The organism is Hymenobacter tibetensis, assembly GCF_022827545.1.
Classification (GTDB): Bacteria; Bacteroidota; Bacteroidia; order Cytophagales; family Hymenobacteraceae; genus Hymenobacter; species Hymenobacter tibetensis.
The window spans coordinates 5,548,632-5,563,899 of record NZ_CP094669.1; the positions used below are offsets into that span (position 1 = coordinate 5,548,632).

Annotated in this window: 8 protein-coding genes; 2 read left to right on the plus strand and 6 right to left on the minus strand. The window is 59.8% G+C overall.

The window, feature by feature from the left end; all coding sequences use genetic code 11:
- Window positions 1–22 precede the first annotated feature (22 nt).
- The gene (locus MTX78_RS22455) at window positions 23–907 is read right to left on the minus strand and encodes a UbiA family prenyltransferase (protein WP_243798514.1); all 885 of its coding nucleotides are present in this window, start codon (window positions 905–907) and stop codon (window positions 23–25) included.
- A gap of 49 nt (window positions 908–956) precedes the next feature.
- Here MTX78_RS22455 and MTX78_RS22460 point away from each other — a divergent pair, with 49 nt between their 5' ends.
- Complete coding sequence (locus MTX78_RS22460) at window positions 957–3,185, plus strand: efflux RND transporter permease subunit (RefSeq protein WP_243798516.1); 2,229 nt, start codon at window positions 957–959, stop codon at window positions 3,183–3,185.
- 75 nt (window positions 3,186–3,260) lie between these two features.
- The gene (locus MTX78_RS22465; protein WP_243798518.1) at window positions 3,261–4,046 is read left to right on the plus strand and encodes a PPK2 family polyphosphate kinase; all 786 of its coding nucleotides are present in this window, start codon (window positions 3,261–3,263) and stop codon (window positions 4,044–4,046) included.
- 203 nt (window positions 4,047–4,249) lie between these two features.
- Here the strand turns inward: MTX78_RS22465 and MTX78_RS22470 are convergent, their stop codons facing one another.
- From MTX78_RS22470 to MTX78_RS22490, 5 genes are all read right to left on the minus strand, one after another.
- Window positions 4,250–6,664 carry a sugar-binding domain-containing protein gene (locus tag MTX78_RS22470; protein ID WP_243798520.1) on the minus strand — a complete coding sequence of 805 codons (2,415 nt, stop codon included), beginning with the start codon at window positions 6,662–6,664 and terminating at the stop codon, window positions 4,250–4,252.
- A gap of 37 nt (window positions 6,665–6,701) precedes the next feature.
- Window positions 6,702–8,312, minus strand: coding sequence for a glycoside hydrolase (locus MTX78_RS22475; RefSeq protein WP_243798522.1), 1,611 nt, complete (start codon window positions 8,310–8,312; stop codon window positions 6,702–6,704).
- A 166-nt stretch (window positions 8,313–8,478) separates the two neighbouring features.
- On the minus strand, window positions 8,479–10,017 hold the full coding sequence (locus MTX78_RS22480; RefSeq protein WP_243798524.1) for a RagB/SusD family nutrient uptake outer membrane protein: 1,539 nt from the start codon (window positions 10,015–10,017) through the stop codon (window positions 8,479–8,481).
- A 21-nt stretch (window positions 10,018–10,038) separates the two neighbouring features.
- On the minus strand, window positions 10,039–13,113 hold the full coding sequence (locus MTX78_RS22485) for a SusC/RagA family TonB-linked outer membrane protein (RefSeq protein WP_243798525.1): 3,075 nt from the start codon (window positions 13,111–13,113) through the stop codon (window positions 10,039–10,041).
- A gap of 113 nt (window positions 13,114–13,226) precedes the next feature.
- Window positions 13,227–15,089: a glycoside hydrolase family 35 protein gene (locus MTX78_RS22490; protein WP_243798527.1), complete on the minus strand. Its 1,863-nt coding sequence runs from the start codon at window positions 15,087–15,089 to the stop codon at window positions 13,227–13,229.
- Between the last annotated feature and the right edge of the window lie 179 nt (window positions 15,090–15,268).

Here is a 15,268-nt window from a genome sequence, read left to right on the forward strand (position 1 = left end):
TGAAAGTCTTCTCAATGCAGTATCAGACAGCTATTTCCACGATAATAGCCACGTAGCTGGTCAGCATAAACAACGACACCAGCAGCTCGGCCGTGCGCAGCAGCTTTTCCTGGGGCGCCGCCGCGGCCCACAGGTACACGAACAGGGTAAGCACGAACAGCCCGGCCAGCAACCCGAACGGCCACACCCCCGCTTGGAGCTGCACCAACAGAGTGCTTTGCACGGCTATGCCGCCCGCCAGCACCAGCAGTACCGCCCCAATAGCGCCCCGGTAGCCCATAGCCCGCGAATACGAATCGACGCCGGCGCGCTCTGCTTCCGGCGCCCGAATCTTGCGGGCAATTTCAAACGCAAACCCACCGAGCAAGCTTAGCGCGGCCAGCATGAAAAAGCGCGCGGGCAGCACCAGTTCCGGCCGGTAAGCCACCCACAGCCACGTGATTAGCAGGGGCATAATCAGCATGTGAGTGAGGGCGTAGAGCACGAGGCGCTTCTTCAGGTACTCGCTCACCCAAAACTCATAGCGCATCAGCAGGCTGTAGCCCAAAGCCAGCAGCCACCCGGCCACCGCCACTGGCCCCATGTACCAGCTCCACGCTAGCTCGCCCCCGGCCCCCAGCCAAGCCAGAACTTGCAATTGCTTTAGGGTCACGCGGCCCGACTGCAGCACGCGGTGCGGATGATTGATAGCGTCGGCGGCGTAGTCCTTGATTTCGTCGAACACCCGCAGGCGGAAGAAAAACGAGATGGTAGCGAGGATACCGCCAGCTTCGCGCCAGCTGAAACCGACCTTGGCTCCGGCAGTGCCCGCCACCGACCACACCGTGAGAAACAGGATGGCAAACAAGCCCATGTTGACGGGCGGAAAGCGCTGACCTAGGTAAGCGGCGAAGTGGCGTAGATTCATGCTGGGGATAATATAGCTACTTTGGAATAATAGTTTACTCTACCGCCCGATGCTCTACCTCTACCGGCTTCGCTACCTGCTCTTGTTGTTGATTATGACGGTTTGCGCGGCGCTGTGGCCCGGCGTGCAAGCCGCTCTGGTTGTGGACAATAACCTCTCGGCTTGGTTTCTCGACGATGACCCAGCCTTAGAAGCGTACCGCACGTTTCAGCAACGCTTCGGCAACGATGAAGTGATTATTCTGGCGGTCCACGACGAACAATCGGTGCTGACTCCTGGCTACCTGACGGCTTTTGTGGCGTTGACCCGGGAACTGGAGGCGTTGCCGGCGGTGGCTGGTGTCACGGGTCCGGGCAATGCGGCGCTGCCTATGCGCAGCCTGGTGGGGGGCACCCGGCCGCTGCTGGAACCCGGCACCACGGCCACGCAGGTTCGGCAGGCGTTGCAGCCGCTACCCACGTTGCGCCAGAGTCTGTTCACCGACAACTACCAGACCACCCGCTTCTTGATTCAGCTGCGCCAGCTCCCTGACTTCGACAACCGGCGCGCCGAGATTCTGACGCAGGTGCAGCAACTCGTGTACCGGCACTTTTCACCTAAGCAGGCGCACTTTGGAGGCGTCGGCATTATCTACGCGGGCCTCAACGCTCTGTCTCAGCACGACTTCGGGCTGTTTTTGGGACTGGGCTACCTGTTGATGTTCAGTGTGTTGCTGTTGATTTACCGCAACCTCCTGTTGTTGGTGTACACGCTGGGGGTGGTGGGGCTAGCCACCTACGTGACGTTTGGCGTGTATGGGGCGCTGGGCCACCGCGTAAACCTGATGACGGTGCTGCTGCCCATCATCCTAATTCTGCTAGGCATCATGGACGCCATGCACGTCATCAACGAGCGGAACCGGCTGCGCACCGACACTAGCACGGCTTACGCCGATGCCTTACAGGCGTTGCAGAACGTGTTGGCGCCCTGCCTGTTCACTATGCTGACCACCGTGGCCGGGTTTCTGGCGCTGCTTTCCTGCCCCATGGCTATTCTGCAAGACTTTGGCGTATTCGCTGCCCTGGGTATTGCACTATGCTTGTTTTTCACCTTCGTGTTGGGCGTGTTGCTGCTGCCGCTGGCCAAAGCCCCGGCCCGCACTGCCCAAGCCACCGAAACAACTGCGCGCAAGCTGGTGGCGTTCTATACATACCTGCTGGCGCGGCCCCGGTTTTTCGGCGGCCTCTCGGTGCTCTTAGCGCTGGCGTTGGCTGCGGGGCTGCCCCAACTCCACTCGGATACGTACACGCTAGGCTACCTGCCCGTCAGCAACATCGTGGTGCAAGACCACCGCGCCATCGAAGCTACGTGGGGGCCCTATATGCCGCTGGAACTGCTCGTGGAGCCCAAAGCCGGCTACACCCTTTCCGATACGGCAGTGGTACAAGCCACCTTCGCCTTCGCCGACTCGGTGCGCCGGGTGGCGGGCGTCGGCCAGGTAGTGGGGTTTTATTCTCTGTACCAGGCGGGACTAGAGGCGCAGTACGGCGCCAAGGCTAGCCGATTGCGCGGCAGCCAGGGCGCTTTGCGCCAGGTGCAGCAGCGCCTCACCACCGAGTACCCCACCCTGACCGCGCAGTTCGTAGATGCCCGCACGGCCACCGGGCGCGTCACCGTTTCGGGGGCCATGCTGTCGGCGCGGCAGCTCACGGCCAAAATGGATACGCTGCTGGACATTGCGGGCGCCACGCTGGGCCCGGTGGCTACGGTGCGGCCGGCGGGGTATCAGCCCATGTACGCGGGCATTGTCGCCTACGTCACCAGTTCTCAGACCAACAGCCTGCTGCTGTCTTTTGTGCTGGTCTTCGCCCTGACCTGGGTGTTTATCCGGAACTTCCGACTGGCGTTGCTCACCGTTATTCCCAACCTGTTTCCGGTGCTGGTCTTGCTCGGAACGATGGGTTGGCTGGGCATCACCCTGGATACGGCCACGGCAAGTATTGGCGCTATCGTGCTGAGCTTCTGCGTCGATGACACTATTCATTTCGTGTACAGCTACCGGCAGCAGCGCCGCCAAGGCGCAACGCCCACCCAAGCGCGCCTGACCACTATTGCCCACGTCGGCCCCACTATCGTCCTGACCAGCGTGGTGCTATTTCTGGGCTACACCGTTATGGCCTTAGGCTCGTTGAAAACGGTGCAGCTGTTTGGCTTGCTCACCGCCATTTCGGTGGCGGGCGCTTTCTATGGCGAGCTGGTTATTTTCCCGTTGGCCCTAAAAAAATACGACCCGGAGTAAGCTCGCTCTAGCCAAGTGGCGTACTAGGGCTACCCGCTGGGGTTTCCCTAATCGTTCCACGTAGTTGTTTTCGCTATGAAAAGTCCCGACGCCTTCAACCTTGCCAAACTGCCGAGCCGTGCGCCCGCTGAGTTTCACAAAACGGCCACGTTGCGGCAAATGAAAAGTGTGAAGCAAGAGCTGATTGCGCTCCAAGACCGCCTGTACGCCGAAAACAAGCGGAGCATTCTGGTGGTGTTGCAGGGCATGGACGCCAGCGGCAAAGATGGCCTGATTCGGCGGGTGTTCAGCGGCCTCAATCCGCAGGGCGTGCGGGTGCACTCGTTCAAGGAACCCACGGAGCTGGAGCTGGCCCACGATTTTCTGTGGCGCGTGCATCAGCAGACCCCGCCCAAGGGCATGATTCACGTTTTCAACCGCTCCCACTACGAAGACGTGCTGGTTACCCGGGTGCAGGGCCTGATAACGCCCGAGGAAGCCCGGCGCCGGTTTGTAGCCATCAACAACTTCGAGAAGTTGCTCCAGCAAGCCGGCACCACGGTGCTCAAGTTCTACCTGCACGTATCCGAGAAAGAGCAGCGGGAACGACTGGAGGAACGCGTAACGGACCCCGAAAAGCGCTGGAAGTACGAAGCCGGCGACGAAGACAAAGCCAAGCAGTGGCCGGCATATCGGGCAGTATATGAAGACGTGTTCGAGCACTGTAACCCCGCCACCTGCCCCTGGCAGCTAGTACCCGCCGACCAAAACTGGTACAAAGCCTTTGCCGTCGCCAAAACCCTGCACGACACGCTAGTAGAGCTAGACCCGCAGTATCCTTCCTCGAAAGATGAGCGCCCGAAAGCCGAGGCTACCCGGTAAAGCCAGGTTACGTAAGCGCGTCCTCGCAGCGGGGCGGATGCCACCGGCATCTGCCTGCTAGTGGGCTACTCTACATACATGCCTGTTTCAACAGGCCTTGTCATTCCGACGCAGGAGGAATCTGATTGGCATCATTGAACGGTTTACTCAGATTCCTCCTATGTCGGAATGACACGCATTACTGCTTATTCCGCTAGGCTCTATTAAATACCCTTCAACGCCACCTTCTTTCCTGTTAGCCCCGGTGACTGGCACGAGACGTTGATGGGGCCGGCGCCGGTGGCTTGCACGTACACGAGCAGCCGGCCGTGGAGTGCTTTGCGCTTGCTGCCCTTGTAGTCTTCGTGGCTGGCTAGGTCGCCGCTTTCCAGGCCGAGCAGTTTAGCGGGTCCTTCCACGGTTACTTGCACTTCGTTGGTGGCGGTATTGACGGGGTTGCCCTTGCTGTCAACCAGGGTTACTTCAATCTGGGCTAGGCCGCGGGTTTTGCCGGCCAGCGAGGTACGGTCGGGGCGGGCTTGCAGGGCGGCGGGGGCGCCCACGGTTTTCAGGGTGGTGCGGCTTACTTGCTGCTCGTTGCGGTAGCTTTTGGCCAACAGCTCGCCAGGCTGAAAGGGCACGTCCCAGGTGATTTCACGGCCCTGTTTTTTACCCAATGACTGACCGTTCAGGAACAGCTCCACGGCATCGGCATTGCTAAAACTTACCACCCGGACGGTTTCACCGGCTTCCCAGTTCCAGGTGGAGTTGAGTTGGCGGTGGCCGCGGCCCTGCCGGTCTTCCGGCTTGGGCATCGTCATGGCTCCTAGGTACAACATCGGTTTGTCGGACCACAGGCTTTGGCGGAAGTAGTACTCCGGCTTCGGGAAGCCCGCGAGGTCGAGCAGGCCGGCGCCGTTGCTGCGCTGGGGCCACTTGCCGGCTTCGCCCATGTAGTCGATGCCCGTCCAGAGGTACTGAGCGGAGATATACGCCAAGGAATCGACGGGTCGCCAGGCCGGGAGTCCCATGCCGTTTTCGCTGCCGTAGATGATGCGGTTGGGGTACTTCTGGTGGTCTTCGGGGTAGCGGAACTCCTGGTAGTTGTAGCCCACCAGGTCCAGCGCAGCGGGGTAGTCGGTGAAGTTGGACATCACCACCCCGGCCAACGCCGCCGTGATGGGCCGGGAGGTATCGTACTTTTTGGCTACGGCTACCAGCTGCTTGGCCAATTCGCCCAGACGGCTAGCTGGTGGGTGGTCGGGCAGGTAGCCTTTGCCGTAGATCTGGGGGTTGCGGCCGGTGTTCAGCACTTCGTGCGAGTACGGGTCGTTCGGGTAGTCGATTTCGTTGCCGATGCTCCACATGATGATGGACGGGCGGTTGCGGTTGCGCAGAATCATGTCGCGCAAATCTCGGTCGGCCCACTCCTTGAAGAACTCGTGGGTACCATATTTGGCGGGCGTGCCTACGTTCCAGCCTTCCACCCACTTGTTTTTGCCTTCCTCCCACTCGTCGAAGGCTTCATCCATCACCAGAAATCCGAGCCGGTCGCAGAGGGCGTAGAAGTAGTCGGCGTGTGGGTTGTGGCTCATGCGGATGGAGTTGCAGCCCACTTCTTTCAGCGCTTTCAGGCGCCGCTCCCACACTTCTTCCGGCACGGCTACGCCCAGGGCGCCCGCGTCGTCATGCAAACACAAACCTTTGAGCTTCAAGCTCTTGTCGTTCAGGAAGAAGCCCTGGTTGGCATCAAACCGAACGGTCCGCACCCCCACTTCTTCCACCACTTCATCCGTGAGCTTACCTTGTACTGACAGCGCCACCCGCAACTTGTACAAGCTGGGTTTCTCCACCGACCATAGGCTGGGCTTGCTGATGTTGAGCGTGAGAGCGGCCGGCGTATCGGTGCTGGGCTTGGCTTGCACTTGCTGCTGCGCGGTGGCTACTACGTTGCCTTGCGAATCGAGCAACGTGCTTTTTACTAGCACGTTGGCCGTGGCAGCCGTTCTGTTCGTCACGGCTACCGTCACCTTGCCCGTAGCGGCGCTGGCCGATACCTCGGGGGTGGTGAAGCCTACGCCCCACAACGCCACGTGCACGGGTTCGGTAGCCACCAAGTATACGTTGCGGTAGATGCCCGACCCGGTGTACCAGCGCGAATCGGCTACCTGGCTGTGGTCGGCTTTCACGGCTAGCACGTTGGGGCCGTTGGCGTTGAGGTGTGGCGTCAGTTCGTATTGAAACGAGGCAAAACCACTGGGGCGCTTGCCCAGAAAGTGCCCATTCAGCCAGACCTCGCTGTTCTTGTACACCCCATCGAAGTACACAAACACCTTCTTGGTACGGAAGGCGGCGGGCACCTCAAACGTTTTGCGGTACCAGCCAATGCCACCCGGCAAGAAGCCGGTAGCACTGGCCCACTCCTGGCTGAATGGCCCTTCAATGCTCCAGTCGTGGGGCAGCTCAAGCCGGCGCCAGTCGGTGTCGTTGAAGTCGGGTTTTTCGCCGGCCGTTACGTCGCCTTTGTGAAACTTCCAGTTGGTGTTGAACAGTACTTGCTGCCGGGGTGCCTGCGCCTGAGCGGTGCCCAGGACCAGCGCCCAAGCCAGGATAAATACTAGCGAAAAAGTGGTTTTCATAGAAGCGGGTGGTTGGAAGGGAAAGGTCAGGCAAACGCTAGCGGTAGTCGCTGACCAACGTGGTGATGGAGCGCGGAGCCAGATGCAGGGGCTGGCCGGCTTTCACCATCGGGCCGGGCTTCAGGTCGGTGGTGGCGGACGTAACGTAGGTGCGCCCGGCGCCCAGCTTCTTCTGCTGGAGCTGAAGCCGCACCTCCTGCGGGGCGGCCGCCGAGTTGACAAGCACCGTAACTAGCTGCTTACCAGCGGCATTCTTGTAAGTGGAAACCAACAACTGGTTGTTTGAGCCGGGGTCTTGAGCGAGGCGGGCATCTATCCGCACCGCGCCAGGCCGGATGTAGCGGCTGTAGTTGCCCAGCGCCCACAGCATCTTGCTGGGTTGGTAGTTGCCATCGGCTTTGGTTTTGTCGACGTAAATCAGGCCGTCTTTGTAATCGTAGGGCGAAACGGCCAACCACCATTGCCAAGCGGCGGCGTTGGCTACGGCCAAGTCGGCGTGGATGGTGCGGGCTAGGTACAAGGCGGGGTCCATGCCCAAGTCGCGCTTGTTGCCGTTGATTTCGCCATCGTTGTCGCCCAGAATACAGTATTCAGATTGCCAGTAGTTTAGCTTATCAACAGCCGCTACGTTGGCAGCCAGTTGTTGGCGCATGGCCACGGCTGCCGGGTAGGGCGAGGACGTGAAGTAGCTGTGGCCGGCTACGGTGCGGGCCATGCGCGGCAGGTCACCCACGTAGGTGGCCGTTGCACTCGGATTGAAGAAGGCCTTGATTTGCTCGCCTCGGTCGGGCTTGTCGTCGGGGCCGAACAGATAGGTGATTTTGCCTGACTCAGGTATCAGAATCTTGGTGGGCAGTTGCTGGGCTACCAACGCGGCGTTCAGAGCTTTAGCAATGCCGCTGATTTCGTTGTTGCGAAACGGGCTGCCCTCCTGCTTGGGGTCGCTCCAGTCCCACTGCGGCTCGTTCACCGGGCTGACGTAGTCGAAGAGGATGCCGGTGGTCTTCTGCACGCCTTGCACCACGTTGGCTATGAACGTGGCTAAGGCATTGTAATTGGCTGGTGCCATGTTGGTTTTGCCATCGGCCGCAAAGGCCCGGCCTGTAACGGTGTACTGCACTGGTGGGCTGTTCAAGAAGCCCAGAAACTGCGGCACACCCCGTTGCTTGGCCGCCTGCAAAAACCAGACTTGCCCAGCCTGCCGGGTCCAGTCGTAGCGGCCGTCGGGGGTCAGGAACGATTCGGCTCGGTGCCACTCGTCTTTGATGCCGCTGGCCTCACCCTGCTGGGCGCTGCCCGCCCCAATGTTGAAGCGCCACATCGACAACCCGATACCTTTAGGCTGCCCACCGGCCTGGTCTTTGGTGCTGAACAGCAGATCAGCAATGGCTTCCTTTTTAGCGGCTGGCCACAAGCCCACAAACTGGCACGCCCACGCATCGGAGGCGCTGAAGTTGTCGATGGTCTGGTAGGTTTTTGTGTCGTCCAGCAGCACCGTTACCACCGGAGTAGTTTCAGCAGGTTTGCTCGTTTGCCCTTGCCCGGTACTGACCGCCGCCAGCAGGACGAGCGCGCTTATCCCCAAGCGGTTACCCAGTGAAGCCCGCGAATACGAAAACCAAGCACTGCATTCTGTTACTATTCTCATTGAAAGCAAGTTAAACAAAGCCATATGGTACGCTATGCGCGCCACTCAAAACCCCAGAACCAGCTAATCCGGCCGGCCAACCTAAGTCAACCAGCCGGATTATCCCATCCTCAAAAGAATGTCTTGTTCTTGGTGACCCGTGCCACCAAGTGAAGGCTCCTAGGCCTTAGTACCCGGGGTTCTGTTCCACATTGCCACCGGAGAGCTGAATCTGCGGCGTAGGAATCGGGAACAGGTTGTTTTTCTCGGATATCTGGTCTTTCAACTTGCCCTTGTCATAAGGGTCGGTGTTGGTGAGCTGCGAGGCATTGAAGGCCGTCATAACGGCTACTAGGCGCTTCTGACGCACCAGGTCGTAGTAGCGGTGGCCTTCCATGGCTAGCTCCAAGCGGCGCTCCAGCCAGATGTGGTCGAGCAGCGCCGAGCCGGTAGACGTGCGGGGCAGCACAGTACCAGGCTTGAGGCGGTTGGCCCGCGCCCGCACTAGGTTCAACGACTGCCGGGCTTTCACTTCCTGTCCCAAGCGGTACGAGGCTTCGGCGTGCATAAGCAGCAGGTCGGCGTAGCGCAGTTCGATGCGGTTGAGAGGGCCGCGGTTGCCTTCGTTGGCCGGCCGGTCTTTCAGCAGCAAAAACATCTTGCGGCTGATGCGACCCGACTCGTTTTCCGAAAGCTTGGTGTCATACTTGGTGTAGTCGAAGCCGGGCGTTTTCACGTCCACACTGTCGCCCTGCTTGATGATGGTCCACTTGAGGCGGGGGTCGTTTTCTCGCACGAAGGCCTGCTCCAGATTGCTGCTGGGCGTGTTGAAGCCCCAGCCGCCATCGGCCCGGCTGCGCATCACCGACGTGAGGTAGGTACCAAGCGGGAACGTCTGGTTGGCGTTGTAGTTCAGCTCGAAGATGGATTCGTTGCCGTTCGGGTTATCTACGCTCCAGACCCGGCTGAACTCGTCGTTCAGGTTGTACTGGTTGGAATTGATTACGATTTCAGCGTACTGCTGGGCTTCGGCCCACTTCTCGGTGTAGAGGTACGCTTTGGCTAGGTAGGCGTTGGCGGCGCCTTTGGTGGCGCGGCCTCGGTCGCCGGCAGGTTGGGCTCTTTTCTCGGGCAGGGCCGCGGCAGCATCTTTCAAGTCCGCAATGATTTGCGCGTAACACTCTTCTGTGGTGTTCCGGCGCAGCGTCAATGACTCGCTCGGCGACACCGGCGCGAGCACCAGCGGTACGCCCCCGTAGCCCTTCACTAGCTCGAAGTAGTTGTAAGCACGGATGAACTTCACTTCCGCCAGCAATTGCTTTTGCAACTCGGCATCAATAGGCGCTTTGGCAATACCTACCAGGGCGGCGTTGCAGTTGCCAATGGCCTGGAAGATATGGGTATAGCGGTTGTCGAACCACTCGTTGTTGGGCAGCCAGAAGAAGCGGGCAAAGTCGCCGAACTCACGCTGGTCGCCAGCAATAGAGTTGCCTTTCCAGGCATCGTCGGAGCCGGCATCGCCGAACATGCGGGTGCGGTCAATCTTCCACCAGTCGTCTTGGTCGGTGGTAGAGTAGCAGCCCATAACGGCGGCCTTGCACTCAGCGGCGGTGTTGAAGTAGTTGTCAACGGTTTGCTGACCCCGGGGTGGCTCTTCCAAAAAGTCTTGGCAAGCTTGCAAACCAAGGCCGAGCGCCAGCACAAACAGGAGGCTATATTTTTTCATGATTTCGATGGCTGGAAGGAATTAGAAAGCAATGTTGGCGCCCACCAGATAGGTGCGGGAAGTGGGGTAGTTGCCAATATCGACGCCCCGGTTCAGGGCCGACGGCGCATCGGTGTAAGAGCGGCCGTAGCCGATTTCGGGGTCCAGGCCGCTGTAGTTGGTGATGGTGAACAGATTCTGGGCACTCACATACACGCGCAAGCTGCTCATGCGCAACACCTTGGACGCTTCCTGCGGCAGCGTATAGCCGAGCTGTAGGTTGCGCATGCGGGCGTAGGAGCCGTCTTCCACGTAGAAATCCGAGAAGCGCGTCAGGTTCTGGTTGTTGTCGTTGGCTACAATGCGCGGCACCGTGTTCGAGGTGCCTTCGCCGTGCCAGGCTTTGTCTTCCAGGCCCGAGATTTTGTTGTAGTTGTAGCTACCCGAATAGGTCCAGCCTTTGGTTACGTTCACCACGTCGTTGCCGAGGCTACCGGCCAGCGAAATTTGCAGGTCGAAGTTCTTGTAACCAGCTGTCAGGTTCACCCCGAAGGTCAAGTCTGGCGTGGGGTTGCCGATATACTTCTGGTCTTTGGCGTCAATCGTGCCGTCGTTGTTGAGGTCGGCGTAGCGGAAGTCGCCGGGCTGGGCACCGCTCTGAATCAGGCGGCCATCAGGGCCGGTGTGGGCGTTGATTTCCTCCTGGTTCTGGAAGATACCTTGGGTCTGGTAGCCGTAGAAAGCGCCCACGTAGCCACCTTCTTCGGTTTTGGAAGGCCGCCCGAAAATGGGCGTGTTGCCGGAGTACAGCGCTTGGCCGTTGGCGAGCTTCTTGATTTTGCTCACGGCCCGGGTGGCGTTGATATTGGCGCCGTAGGTGAAGTCGCCGGTTGATTTGGCATAGCCCACCGAGAAGTCGAGGCCGTTGGTTTTCATGCTGCCGATGTTGGTTACCGGGCTGTTGTAGCCGTAGCCGGCGTGCCCCGGAATCGACTGGCTCATCAGCATGTCTATGGTGTTGCGGCGGAACACGTCGGCCGTCACAGTCAGCTTGTTATCTAGGAAAGCCAGGTCGGCGCCGAGGTCGTAGTCTTCCACCGTTTCCCATTTCACGTTGGGGTTGGGTACGTTGCTTTGCACCACGCCCAGTTGCTCGGTGCGGCCGTCGCCGGTTACGTAGAACACGCGGCCCAGCGTGCCGGTGTAGGCACTGTTGGTGATGCTGCGAATATTCTGGTTGCCTACCCGGCCCCAGCTGGCCCGCAGCTTGAAGAAGTTAACCGGACTCAGGCCCTTCATGAACTCCTCGTCGGAGAGCAGCCAGCCCGCCGACACCGAGGGGAACACGCCCCAGCGGTTGCCCGACGGAAACACCGAGGCCCCGTCGCGCCGGATGCTGGCGCCCAGCAAGTAGCGGCCCTTGAAGTCGTAGTTCACCCGGCCAATCAAGGAGGCAATGGTGTTGACGAAAGTGTTGCCCGCCACGCTGAAGTTGGCCGTGGCAGCATCAGGGTAGCGCAGGTCCGGCTCGTTGCTAGGAATGGCCTGCCCATCGGCCCGCTCAGTACGGAGCGAGAAGCGCTCCAGCGTCACGCCGGCCAGGGCAGTCAGGTTGTGCTCACCCAACGACTTGGTGAAGTTCAGGGTGTTGGTGTTGTTCCAGTTGATTTCGATGTTGTGCTCCCGCGTCACCGAGTTCACCTGGTTGCGCTCGTTGGCGTCGATGGTGAAGAAGGGCGTGAAGGCGTTGCGCTCGTACACGTTGTTGTTGGACCCAAACCGCGTCTCGAAAATTAGGCCCGGCACGAACTCGTAGTTGGCGTACACGGTGCCCACCAGGAAGTATTGGTTGCGCTTGTCGTCGTTGCGCTCTATCACCGCCAGCGGGTTGCCGATATCAGTTGGCGAGGCGCCGTAGTAGTCGTAGGGGTTGCCGGACGTGCCCGCTACCCGCGCCGGCGTAATGGGGTCGTTGTTGAAAGCATCCCGGAACAAGGCATTGTTGTTCAAGAACTTCTGGTTGGTCACCGAGATGTTGAAGTCCTCGCCTACCTTCAGCCGCTTGGCCGCCTGGTACTCGGTTTTCAGCCGCAACGACAACCGGTCGAAGTCGGAATTGCGAATCAACCCCTGCTCCTTGAAGTAGCTAATACCCGTCGAGTACGTCACCCGGTCGCTGCCGCCCGACAAGCCCACCGAGTAGTTCTGGGTGCTGCCCCGGCGCGAAATTTCTTTCCACCAGTCGGTGCTTTCCGTGAGGGCGCTAGGGTCGGGGTACACCACGGGCCGGTTGGAGTTGGTGGCCGCCAGGTTCATGATGCTGGCGTACTCACTCGAGGTAGCCATGTCCGGAATGTTGGTAGGGTTCGACACGCCATAGGTCACGTCGAGCGTAATCTGAGGCTCGCCTTTGGTGCCCGCTTTAGTGGTAATCAGGATAACGCCATTGGCCGCCCGCGACCCGTAAATGGCCGCGGAAGCCGCGTCCTTCAACACGCTTAGGCTGGCAATGTCTTTGGGGTTCAGGTAGTTGATGTTGGCCACTGGCAAGCCATCCACCACGTAGAGCGGGCTGTTGCCGTTGATGGTAGACAAACCCCGAATCAGAATTTGCGGGGTGCCGCCCGGCTCCGAACCGGCGCCCACCACCGATACGCCAGCGGCTTTGCCTTGCAGGGCGCTGCCTACATCGGCCACGGTGAGCTTGGCAATGTCTTCGCCCTGCACGGTGGTTACGGCATTGGTTAGGCTGCGCTTGTCCTGCGTGCCGTAGCCTACCACTACCACTTCATCCAAGGCTTTAGTATCGGCGGCCAGCCGCACATCCAGGCTGGTGCGGTTGGAAAGCGGAAGCTCCTGTTGCTTATAGCCCACAAACGAAATTTGCAGCACGCCCGTCGCTACGTCCGGCACACTCAAGGAGTAGTTGCCTTGGTTGTCGGTGGCGGTGCCCGTGGAGGTGCCCTTGAGCAGCACGGTTACGCCCGGCAGGCCAGCGCCGGTTTCATCGGTTATCCTCCCCTTAACGGTGCTCGTTTGGGCAAAGGCCCCCGTCACCGATAGAAAGGCTAGAGGCAAGCACAGCGCAAACCCCTTCTGAAAAGTAAGATTCTTCATAAGCTGAGTGTGGGAATTAGGTGAAACCAAAGGGGAAAAGGGAGGCATCCGGAGCCTGTTTGCACAAGCTCTTAAGCTGCGTTTGTTCTGATGTTACCTGGTGGGCTAGGCTACTAGTGCACCTTGCCCGTAGCCGGAGAGGGCAGCCGGCTCAGGATAGGCTTGGGCGAGCTGGTGAGGGTTTTGACTTCGGGTTTAAGCAGTTCCAGCACCACCACTTCGTTCTCGCCCTTCTTCAGCCACTCCACCGGCACGTACACCGTTTGCTGCGGCCCGATTTCCCAGTAGCGCCCGAGCGAATGGCCGTTGATCCAGACGCAGCCTTTGCCGTAGGCTTGCATGTCGAGGTAGGTGTCGCCGGTTTGGGTGAGGGCGAAGGTGCCACGCTTGAGCACTGGGCCGCCGGGGGTGGCTGGCGTGGCTTTGCCTTTGAATAGGGCGGCGTTTACTTGCTCGAAGGGAAGCTTGAACATCTGCCAGTTCTTCACCTCCTTGCCGCCCAGCACCACCTGCTCGGTGATACCCTTGCGGTTCTGGAGCAGGTACTTGCCGAAGTTGATGCGCCCCAGGTTTTCCACTAGAATTTCCAGCTTCACCTGACCTTTGGGCAGCGTAAGCAGCAGGCTGTCTTGCTTGAGGCGGCGGTCCAGGATACCCACCCGCTTGCCATTCACGAACACCAACCCATAGTCGCGCAAGTCTTTGATCTTGAGCATGCTGGTACTGCCTCCTGGTACGGTGGCACGGTAGAGCACGTAGCCGTAGGCCTGGTTGAGGTCTTCGAACGTGAGCGGAGTGGCGTTTGCTTTAGGGGCGGGCAGCACGTCAAACAGGCTTACTGCTTGCGTGAGCTGCACTGCGGGCAGCGTGATGGTGGGCTTGGCTGCTGGCACGGCAGGTAGCTTCACGCCTGCCGGCAAGTGCTTCTGAATCACCTGCCTAAAAGCCATGAACTTGGGGGTAGCGTTGCCAGCCTCGTCGAGCGGGGCATCGTAGTCGTAGCTGCTGATCTGGGGCTCGTAGGCGACGGTGTCGCTGAAGTTGGCGCCGTTCATGAAGCCGCGTGTGGTGCCGCCATGAAACATATACATGTTGATGGAGAGGCCCGCGGCCAGCACCGTATCCAGGCGGCCCGTGTACTGGGCGGCGGGCACGGTATGGTGCGGGGCGCCCCACCAGTCAAACCAAGCCGGATACCACTCGGCAATGAAATAGGGCCCCTTGCCGCCGTGGTTGGTGCGCACAATTTTCTTCACCTCCTCGGGTTTGTCGAGGCCATTGACGGCGGGCAACAGACCGGGCAGGTGTCCCTGGGCCACCTTGGCAGCCGGGTCGCAGGTGTAAAGCAGCCCATCGAAACCGGCTTCCAGGAACAGCTTGCGGTTAAGCTCCAAGTACTCTTTGTCGCTGGCGTAGAAGCCGTACTCGTTTTCCACTTGCACCATGAGCACGGGCCCGCCGTGGTTGACTTGCAACGGCGCCAGCTGCTTGCCTACGGCCTGGATATACGCCCGGTACTCGGCCAGAAACGCCGGCGACTTGCTGCGCACCACCAAGCCTTTTTCGTTTTGCAGCCAGTACGGGTAGCCGCCAAATTCCCACTCGGCGCACACGTAGGGGCTGGGCCGCAACACCACCCACAGTCCTTCTTCCTGGGCCATTCGCACGAAGGCAGCAATATCATTATTGCCGCTGAAATCGAACTTACCTTTCTCGGGTTCGTGCAGGTTCCAGAACACGTAGGTACCAATCGTGTTCAGGCCCATGGCCCGGGCCATCTTCATGCGGGCCCGCCAGGCTTCGCGCGGCACCCGGGGGTAGTGCAGCTCGCCCGATATCATCTGGAACGGCTTGCCATCGAGCAGGAAGTTTTCGTCGCCGAGGGCGAAGGTGTGCGTTGCAACTTGCGCAGTTGCTGGTGCGGGTTGTAGCACCAAGCTCAAAAAGACGAATACGAGCAGACCAAGATGTCGCATGATGAAGAAGAAAGGATCAGGTAGTTAAAAGGGGATAGAAATTCGCAATCGTTTGCGCAGGCTAGGCACGGGAATGCCCCTATGCGTAGTAGTGGAGGTACTCTTGAAAAAGCGAGTGGGCAATACAGCGAGCGGCGCCTGGTACTAGGCAGGCTAATAGCGCTGGTTGCGGGGGCCGA

Coding starts and splice junctions, on each gene's coding strand:
- MTX78_RS22455 (WP_243798514.1), bottom strand. CDS start 907: ATGAATCTACGCCACTTCGCCGCTTACCTAGGTCAGCGCTTTCCGCCC.
- MTX78_RS22460 (WP_243798516.1), top strand. CDS start 957: ATGCTCTACCTCTACCGGCTTCGCTACCTGCTCTTGTTGTTGATTATG.
- MTX78_RS22465 (WP_243798518.1), top strand. CDS start 3,261: ATGAAAAGTCCCGACGCCTTCAACCTTGCCAAACTGCCGAGCCGTGCG.
- MTX78_RS22470 (WP_243798520.1), bottom strand. CDS start 6,664: ATGAAAACCACTTTTTCGCTAGTATTTATCCTGGCTTGGGCGCTGGTC.
- MTX78_RS22475 (WP_243798522.1), bottom strand. CDS start 8,312: ATGAGAATAGTAACAGAATGCAGTGCTTGGTTTTCGTATTCGCGGGCT.
- MTX78_RS22480 (WP_243798524.1), bottom strand. CDS start 10,017: ATGAAAAAATATAGCCTCCTGTTTGTGCTGGCGCTCGGCCTTGGTTTG.
- MTX78_RS22485 (WP_243798525.1), bottom strand. CDS start 13,113: ATGAAGAATCTTACTTTTCAGAAGGGGTTTGCGCTGTGCTTGCCTCTA.
- MTX78_RS22490 (WP_243798527.1), bottom strand. CDS start 15,089: ATGCGACATCTTGGTCTGCTCGTATTCGTCTTTTTGAGCTTGGTGCTA.